This is a genomic window from Mesorhizobium sp. M5C.F.Ca.IN.020.29.1.1 (assembly GCF_003997375.1).
GTDB classification, from domain to species: domain Bacteria; phylum Pseudomonadota; class Alphaproteobacteria; order Rhizobiales; family Rhizobiaceae; genus Mesorhizobium; species Mesorhizobium wenxiniae.
In genome coordinates, this window is sequence record NZ_RZSW01001105.1 from 1 (window position 1) to 750 (window position 750).

The following is a 750-nucleotide window of genomic DNA, read 5'->3' on the forward strand; positions in this document are numbered from 1 at the left end:
CGTCGATGTCATCTGAAAAGGCCGGCCATTCGATGGCCGGGATCACCCTGCGCACGCGCTCGTACAGATAGGCGGCCGAAGGCAGCGCGGCGGTCATTGACGGCTCCGATTATACTCAAGGAGAATATAAGCGGCATATTCTTGATATGAGTATAAGAGTCAAGCCCGCGCCAGCGGCAATTTTGCTCCGGCAACTTCCCCCTCTTCAAGCACGGCGTGGCGGAAGCGATAAAGCTTCGCAGGCCGACCGCCGGTCTCCATGGTCGTATCACCAGTCTCTTCCACCAGCTCGTGCTGCTCGATCACGCGACGGAAGTTCGACTTGTGGATGAGCCTGCCGGCCAGCGCCTCCACGGTCCGCTGCAGTTGAAGCAGCGTAAAGGCCGGCGGCATCAGTTCAAAGACGACCGGCCGGTATTTGATCTTGGAGCGCAGCCGCGCGATGCCTGTCGCCAGGATGCGGCGATGATCGGCGACCATGGACTTGCCAGGAACCGGCGGGGGGAGGGCCGAACCGCGCGTCGCTTCTTCCACCAGGGCTGCCTCGTAAAGCAGCTCGTAGCGCTTGAGTGCGAGATCCTCGTTCCACGGGCGGTCGCCGAAGCCGAAGGCGATAGCCGCCCGTCGTCGGCGCTCACGGCGCGTCGCGTCGTCGTCGGCGCCATCCGCCCATTCGATCAGGCGTGGTCGCAGGACGTCCGACAACATCGGCGGCGTTCCGGCACGGTGGTCCTCCCATGGAAAGTACTC

The 750-nt window shown here is 63.2% G+C and carries 1 pseudogene; it reads right to left on the minus strand.

Annotated elements, in window-relative coordinates:
• Positions 1-159 precede the first annotated feature (159 nt).
• A pseudogene (locus tag EOA85_RS36510) lies at positions 160-750 on the minus strand (hypothetical protein); the annotation flags it as partial.